At 34.4% G+C, this 8,506-nt stretch carries 7 protein-coding genes; all 7 read left to right on the top strand.

Going from position 1 to position 8,506, the window contains the following annotated elements; translation table 11 throughout:
- Positions 1 to 83: 83 nt before the first annotated feature.
- Positions 84 to 875, top strand: coding sequence for a hypothetical protein (locus AC1VS3_RS02635; RefSeq protein ID WP_196029996.1), 792 nt, complete (start codon positions 84 to 86; stop codon positions 873 to 875).
- 2 nt (positions 876 to 877) lie between these two features.
- Positions 878 to 1,699 carry a hypothetical protein gene (locus AC1VS3_RS02640; protein ID WP_481275499.1) on the top strand — a complete coding sequence of 274 codons (822 nt, stop codon included), beginning with the start codon at positions 878 to 880 and terminating at the stop codon, positions 1,697 to 1,699.
- Positions 1,671 to 2,384: a LytR/AlgR family response regulator transcription factor gene (locus tag AC1VS3_RS02645; RefSeq protein WP_481275500.1), complete on the top strand. Its 714-nt coding sequence runs from the start codon at positions 1,671 to 1,673 to the stop codon at positions 2,382 to 2,384. Before AC1VS3_RS02640 ends, AC1VS3_RS02645 begins: the two co-directional genes overlap by 29 nt.
- Before the next feature lie 2 nt (positions 2,385 to 2,386).
- Positions 2,387 to 3,199 (top strand): hypothetical protein, encoded by an 813-nt coding sequence (locus tag AC1VS3_RS02650; protein WP_132225422.1) that lies wholly within the window; start codon positions 2,387 to 2,389, stop codon positions 3,197 to 3,199.
- Positions 3,174 to 4,040 (top strand): ATP-binding protein, encoded by an 867-nt coding sequence (locus AC1VS3_RS02655; RefSeq protein ID WP_132225424.1) that lies wholly within the window; start codon positions 3,174 to 3,176, stop codon positions 4,038 to 4,040. The genes AC1VS3_RS02650 and AC1VS3_RS02655 overlap by 26 nt, the downstream gene beginning before the upstream one ends.
- Positions 4,041 to 4,136: 96 nt before the next feature.
- On the top strand, positions 4,137 to 6,695 hold the full coding sequence (locus AC1VS3_RS02660) for an RCC1 domain-containing protein (RefSeq protein ID WP_481275501.1): 2,559 nt from the start codon (positions 4,137 to 4,139) through the stop codon (positions 6,693 to 6,695).
- A 28-nt stretch (positions 6,696 to 6,723) separates the two neighbouring features.
- The coding region (locus AC1VS3_RS02665) for an Ig-like domain-containing protein (protein WP_481275502.1) at positions 6,724 to 8,506 on the top strand (1,783 nt) is incomplete at its 3' end.

The following is an 8,506-nucleotide window of genomic DNA, read 5'->3' on the forward strand; positions in this document are numbered from 1 at the left end:
GCAATTCATGTAATTATTGACATATTTAAAAAGAAATATATGAGATAATATATATACGTAAAATCGGGGTAGGTGAGAATGAAATGAATGTTGCTGTTTATAATTTTTTATATGCAATTGCCGTCACTTATTATCTTGATACTCTCTTGACAAGAGCTCATGGAAAAACTTCCTTGTGTATTCATCTTATCTGTAATTTGTTTAGTTCCATTGTTATTATGAATATTTTTTATGAAGAACTCTTGATGCGCGAATTCTTATATTTTAGCAGTTTGCTTTTTATTATCTGCTTCTTATATAAAGATCGTTTATTATGGAGAATGGTCGTTCTGGTAATCCTTATGCTGATGGTTCCAATCTTGGAAATACCTCTGGATCTTTATGTAATAAATTGCACCACGTATTCACCTGAAGTGTTTTTACAACAGTATCCGCTAACCATGCCATTATTAGGGCTTTGGAATTTTATCGGTTTATGGCTAGTGTCATATTTTTTAAGAAAAAGACGACAAACGGTTTTACACATAAATGTTTATCTGACAGTGCTGCTTTTATCTTATTTCGTATTAATATTTTTTATACCGTTGTTAATTTACTTGCAAGATTTTTTAGAAGCACAATCACCAGTTTTATTGATGATGGAAATCTTGCTGCTATGGGGAAATCATTATGTATTGAAAAAATACTATGACAGTATGCTGCAAATCAAGCGAATGCAAAGTAATACCCAGGCGATGTTAGAAGAGGTTGAACAGATGAAGGAGTATAAGGTGGAATATAAGCAGATCTTGCGTCATGACTTAAAAAATCAATTAGCGGCATTAGAACGCATGTATAGAAAAGATAATACTATTGAAAGAAGGGAAGATGAATAAGAATGCAAACAGCGTATACATCTTTAAATTTTTTAATTTATAATGTGCTCTTATCGATTGGCATTGCTTGTTTCTTTGATTCTTTACTAGAACGAAAATATAAGAAACTGTCTTTGCCTGCATGTATCATTATTTGCTCTGTGGCAGCTCTGATTACCGAAACCATACTTATCCATCAAGTAGTGATGCGTAATATTTTTACATATGTATGTTGGTATTTCGCTCAACATACCTTTTATAAAGGATCAGCAAAACGATATGTCTTCCATATTCTAGTAATCAGTTGTCTGTTGATCTTGTCAGAATTGCCATTTGACTTTGTGCTGTTATTACTAAATGGGGATATCGCTTCTTTTTATGCAGAGCATATGGATGTTATCTTTCTATCACTTCTTTTGATATACCCATGCATGGTTTTATGTTCTCGCAGTATACGAAAAAGAGACCATCTTTCCATATCAATCGACCTGTATTTATGGATAATCTTTCTATTAACCTTCTTTATGATTGTATTGTTCCCGTTATTTGTTATTATCGGCGGTTATTATAAAAATGATATGCGAATATGTTTTGTATTGGCAATGGCCTGCTTAGTCGGAAGTGTGATTACCCTATGGGGGTATGTGCGAAAGAAAAGGAGTGAATTAGCATTCCATAACCACCAAGTATTTTATACAGAAGTGAATGAACAGTATTTAAACGATGTAAAGAAAAGAAATGAATATGTACGACTTTTTCGCCATGATTTGCAAAATCAATTAGAAATAGTCAAAACATTACAGAGGAGGAAGAATGATGATGCAACTCGTAGTCGTAGAAGATGAATACATCCAATTGGAAGAATATCGAACATTATGTGAACAATATTTGCAAGGGGAGCAATATAAAATCACTTGTTATATGGATGCTGAAGGTTTGCAAGAACATATGAAATTAGGGAAGGGGATAGATATTCTCATTATGGATATTCGTCTGTCAAATGCCAATGGTATTGAACTAGCAAAACAAGTTAAGCGGATCTACCCGCATACGGCAGTTATTTTTATAAGCGCTTATTTAGCGTACGCTCCTTTTGTGTATGAAGTTGACCATGTCTATTTAATTATAAAAAAAAATACCTTAAATCGCTTTCCTAAAGCACTGGCAAAAGCCATTAAACATTATCACAATAAAGAGCGTAACATATTGCCGATTCATTGGAAAAAAGAAGTTATCTTATTAAGTATTCCCGATATTATTTATATCGAACGGGAAGGACGTAAAACAAATATTATTATGTGTGATGAAGAACAAACCGTTTATCAGAAGATCGATGATATTATGAATCAATTGCCGGAGGATTTATTTATTCGTATTCATCATAGCTTTATCATCAATTTTGATTACATTCGTTCGTTTTCAAGAGATAAAATTATTATGAAAAACGGAAAAGAATTGCCTGTCAGTCGAAGCTATGAAAAAGCCGCAAAAGAAAAAATTTATCATCTAATGGATGAAAGCATGGTGTAGTTATGAATATCTTATCAGTTACATCTTTTCAGCTATTTTACCAGACAATGTTAAACATCGTATTCGTATGGTTTTGCTATCGCTGCCTTACTTTCAAAGGGAAACTATGGCAATACGGCATTTTCGCGCTCATCTTTATGATTTGTGATACGTTGCCATTTTTGTCAAGTGACAGAGTCGTACGATCACTGATTGCATATACGTTAATGTTTGGTTTTGTCATCTTCTTATTTAAAGATCAATTTAAATATCAACTATTTGTCATGATTACATATCTTATGATTTTGTTCTTACCGGAATTTCTATTCGATTTTGTTGTTATGTATGGTTTTCATATTGATATATTGACGATATTGTTGGAACAACCATGGGTATATGGCATATGCTTTCTGATTACTTGGGGCTTTGCTTATCTTGTACAAAAAATCCTACGTTCATATTTTCTAACAACACCACCCCAAAATCCGGAATATTTGTTATTATTGTGTGCCAGCGGAATGTTTACTATTTTTTTAGCACCGGTATTTTATTTACTTTGCTGTCCGAAAAACGAAATCAACTACTTTATAACAGGAATTGTCCAAAGTGTCTTTTTTATCATCTTTTGTTATGAAGCACATCATGTCAGTCTTATGTATCAAAGACAAGAAAAGGTAAAAGCATCTTATGCTTCTTATGAATTGTTATTAAGAAATTGTGAAGATAATCGAATGTACCAGCATGTATTACATCATGATTTACAAAATTATATGGAAACAGCACATATGCTGTTACATCAGGAGGAACAACATGGTTCAATTTTTAAAGAAGAATAAGGAAATCGGTTTATTAGGTATCATGCAAGTGCTGATCTTCATTGTTTTAGCATTTGGACAATGGCATAAAACAAGTGATATGTATGTATTTGCAGGAGTATTCTTATTGCAGGTCATTTCCTGCATCGTGCTATATTATTTATTTCGTAAAATATTTCGCAACATTGAAGAAGAGAAAAAACAAAGTATGCTGCTGAAGCAACAAAAGTATGCCGAAGAACACAAAAAGGTGAAAGCGCAATTGGATGATCAATTGGAGGATATCAAAGAGCAAGTTTCACATATGTTAAAAAATCTACAAATGAATGCAGATAAAATGAGTGAAAAAGCGTTCCATGAAGCGGTAAATGAGATTATTTCCAACAGTGAGCAGCTTTATCAAGTAGATTTTTGTGATAACAAAACGATAGATGCTATCCTGTATAATAAATCACTCTTAGCGAAAAGCTTGCACATTCCTTTTGATATCCAAGTGCAAATACCACAACAGCTCAATATTGCATATGTCGACCTGATATGTGTCTATGCGAACTTATTAGATAATGCAATTGAGGCAAATTGTCAAGTTGATGAAACACAGCGCATGTTAAAAATAACTTCGGCATTAAAAATGAATCAGCTGATCGTTAAGGTAGAAAACGCAAAACCTGCCAATCTACACATTGATAAAAACAGCGGGAAAACGACAAAAACAGACACGAGTGAACCGCATGGACTGGGGTTAAAAATTTTACAGCGGACAGCTGAAAAGTATCATGGCGATATGTTAATCCAGGATAAGGGACATGAGGTAAGCGTCAGCGTGTTTATGGAAAATGTAAATGTTGGTACCATATCGTAAAAACATCAAGTTTCATGTCATTATTCGTAAGGCAGCGATTTCTTTTTCGACTATAATAAAAATGATTGATGAATAAAGAAAGGTGGAACAACAAAGATGAAAAAGATTTTAAAAGGTATTTTTGCAGGTGTATTGTCAATATCTTGTATGATGTTGCCAGTCGATGTGGAAAATACAACATTAGGGATGTCAAAGGTAAAGGCAGCAGAAGATGATGGATATCAAGTTGTTGACTTTGATGCTTCGGATAGTATGGAAGGTGCAGCCGTTACGAAAAATGGTAGTCTCTATATGTGGGGACGTAATACGAATGGCGAAGTAGGGGACAATACGACGACTGCCAAACATATGCCAACGCGCATTATGGGGGATGTCAAGGCGGTTGAAAAAAAAGCAAGGTCAACCGTTATTTTAAAAACAGATGGAAGTATATATACTAATGGATCAAATCGATATGGAGATTTGGGTATTTCAGCATCTTGGGATACTAAGAAACTTACACCAACGAAAATTATGAGTGATGTCAAAACCTATATACCGGGATCAGATTGTGCTGCTATAAAGAAAAATGGCGATCTGTATACATGGGGCGGTGATTCTTTGTCTGCGATGACGGGTCAAGGAAGTAAAACGAGCACACCACCTAAAAAATTAATAAGTAATGCTGTGAAGTATAAAAGTTATAAATATTATACCGGAGCTTTATCTGCAACGGACAATTTATACCTATGGGGAACTGGTGAAAATGGTCAGATGAAATTGGATGATGTGGCAGACTTTGACATAAAAGATCAATTCTGGGGTGTTTTGAAAACTAATGGTGATTTATTCTTATGGGGAAATAATCATAATGGGCAAATCGGTAATGGAACGAATACGGAACAAGACACACCAGTAAAAGTCATGAGTGATGTAGTGTCTTTTTGCATAAACAACGATCGTACTGCCACTATTAAAAAAGATGGTTCTCTATATATGTGGGGTAAAAACTTTTATGGTGAAATTGGTAATGGGAATGATATGGAATATGAAGTGACGAAGCCAGTAAAGATTATGGATAATGTAAAGTCGGTTTCTTTATTTCAAAATGTTACGGCAGTTATTACAAAAGATGATGACTTATATATGTTTGGCAATAATGATAATGGCTTAATAGGTAATGGGCAAGCAATGGGAAATCAAAAAAGGCCGGTTAAAATATTATCAAACATTGCATCTATCGATATATCGATTGGTAATGGTCTTGCTTTATCAAACAACGGAGAAGTTTATACATGGGGATTTAATTCTTTTGGACAATTAGGAAATGGAACTAAGACGAATTCTACTAAGCCGATAAAAGTTTTAACAAATGTCAAAAAAGTTAAATTAGTAGATAACTCTGTTTTAGCGTTAATGTATACAGGTGAGCTTTATGCGTGGGGTGAAAATATAGGATTTTTATTAGGGAATACAGGCTCTGTCTCGACACCAAGCAAAATTGTACTGCCAAAAGTAAAAAGTCTTTCACAAGCAACGATGAGTAGTATCAATTCTGTGACCTATACAGGGAAAGAAATAAAACCTTCTGTCACTGTAAAATACGCTGACAAGGTATTACTGAATAATACGGATTATACGATAACATATAAGAATAATACCAATGCTGGTAACGCATCGGTTATCATAACAGGAAAAGGGAATTTTACAGGTAGCATAGCAAAAAGTTTTGTGATAAAGAAACGCGGCATAGAAAAGTTTTCATGTACAATGGGAAGTAAATATTCCTATGCAGGAGGACAAATCAAACCATCGATTACCATAAAAGATGGTACGAAAACGTTAAAGAATGGAACAGATTATACAGTTTCTTATGGGAAGAATACCTCATTAGGCAAAGGAACGGTAAAAATCAGTGGGAAAGGGAATTATACCGGTTCGATTTCAAAAACATTTACAATTAGCAAACGAAGTGTTACCACATTAAGCTATGGCGGACTTTCTGCAAGAACTTATACGGGAAAGGCAATCAAACCATCCATTAGCGTGAAGTATGGGAAAACAACCTTAAAGAATGGGCGCGATTATACGATTTCTTATGGAAAGAATATTTCACCTGGTAAAGGAAGCGTAAAGATTAGTGGAAAAGGCAACTATACCGGCACGATCACCAAAACATTTACGATCAATAAACGAAGCGTATCCACATTAAGCTATAACAGTCTTTCTACTAGAACTTATACAGGAAAGGCCATCAAACCATCCATTACGGTGAAATATGGAAAGACGACCTTGAAAAACGGACGTGATTACACACTGTCTTATGGAAAAAATGTAGCTACTGGCAAAGGCACAGTAAAAATCAGCGGGAAAGGCAACTATAGTGGAACAATCACTAGAAGCTTTAAAATCGTACCGAAAAAACCAAGTGTGAGTATCAAGGCAGGCAAAGGAAGCTTAAAGGTGACAGCCAAAGCCACCGGAGCAAGTGGGTATCAAATAGCTTATGCCACAAGTGCTAAAGGAAAACTGAAGTATGTGACAAGTGGTACAAGTAAAACCTTAAAACTATCAAGAAATAAGACGTATTATATAAAAGTAAGAGCTTATAAGACAATGGATGGTAAAAAGTATTATGGCTCTTATAGTTCGATGAAACGGATAAAGACAAAATAATTGATTATTGAGAAAGGGTGTATAGCAGATGATTAAAAAAATTATAATAAGTATGATTATTGGGATATTGTCGATGTCTTGTATGACGTTGCCGATAGAGGGGAAAACGCGGAGTTATTCAGAGGTAAGCAAAGCTGCAGATGATTTCTATGATGGCTATCAATATGATGTAACAACAGACTGTTATTTTAGGCATATTCCTTATGAAGATGCATATGTAGAAGTGTTATTACCTAAAGATACAGAGGTATTTACCTTGCCTGCCAAAATTGCAGGCTATCCAGTAAAAGAACTGGCTATTAAAAGAAATGCCTATGGCCTTGATAAATATGCGGAAGTATATAATAAGTTAAAAGAAATCAATGTAGCGATAGATAATGCTTATTTTTCTAGTCTGAATGGGGTACTTTATGATAAAGGAAAAACTACATTACGATACTATCCGGCAGGAAAACCGGAAACTAGCTTTAAGGTACCAGCGAATGTAAAAGAGGTAGAGAATTTTGCTTTTATTTCTAATCGTTATTTACAGACGTTGGATACTGGAAACTTGACTTCTATTGGTTTTGGAGCTTTTTATGATTCTAATATTCAAAAATTAAAAATTAATAAGGCATTAAAAGATATCGCTTTTGGAGTAGCTATTTCTAATATGCCACCTGCATTCGGTAAATGCAAACAGCTAAAAGCGTTTGAAGTTGATGCCGAAAATCAAAATTTTTCAACTATTGATGGTGTTCTTTTCAATAAAGACTGTTCTAAACTCATATATTATCCAAATGCGAAAGGACAATCTTATACTGTTCCTAATAATACAAAAACAATATCGCAATATGCATTTTGGCTAAGCGGATATGATAGTGGTGAGATGAAACAACTAACAATTGGGAAAAATGTGACAAATTTCGTTGATGATGTCAGAACATCAGCTTTTAGTGGATGTGTGAAAGCATCCATAAGATGCTATAAAGATTCTTATGCATATACTATATGTCAGCAAAAAGGATTGAATGTTATAACGATACCGGAAAAGATATCACTGAATTGTGCATCAAAAGCATTAGAGAAAAACGCAACGTATACTTTTAAACTAACGACTTCACCTACTAGCGCATCTAAATCCGTTACGTGGAGAACAGGTAACAGTAAAGTAGCCAAAATTGATAATAATGGTAAAGTAACTGCTGTAAATGCAGGTAATACTTATATATATGCGAAAACACCAGAAGGGTTAGAAGTGAAGGCAAAGATTACGGTCATTCTCCCATCCATAACAAAGACTAATATTACAGTAAAAAACAGTATGTTTACTGGCTCACAAATCAAACCATCGATTACCATAAAAGATGGTACGAAAACGTTAAAGAATGGAACAGATTATACAGTTTCTTATGGGAAGAATACCTCATTAGGCAAAGGAACGGTAAAAATCAGTGGGAAAGGGAATTATACCGGTTCGATTTCAAAAACATTTACAATTAGCAAACGAAGTGTTACCACATTAAGCTATGGCGGACTTTCTGCAAGAACCTATACGGGAAAGGCAATCAAACCATCCATTAGCGTGAAGTATGGAAAAACGACCTTAAAGAATGGGCGCGATTATACAATTTCTTATGGAAAGAATATTTCACCTGGTAAAGGAAGTGTAAAGATTAGTGGAAAAGGTAACTATACCGGCACAATCGTTAAAACATTTACGATCAATAAACGAAGCGTATCCACACTAAGCTATAACAGTCTTTCTACTAGAACCTATACAGGAAAGGCCATCAAACCATCCATTACGGTGAAATATGGAAAGACGACCT

It is taken from the genome of Longicatena sp. (assembly GCF_982403165.1).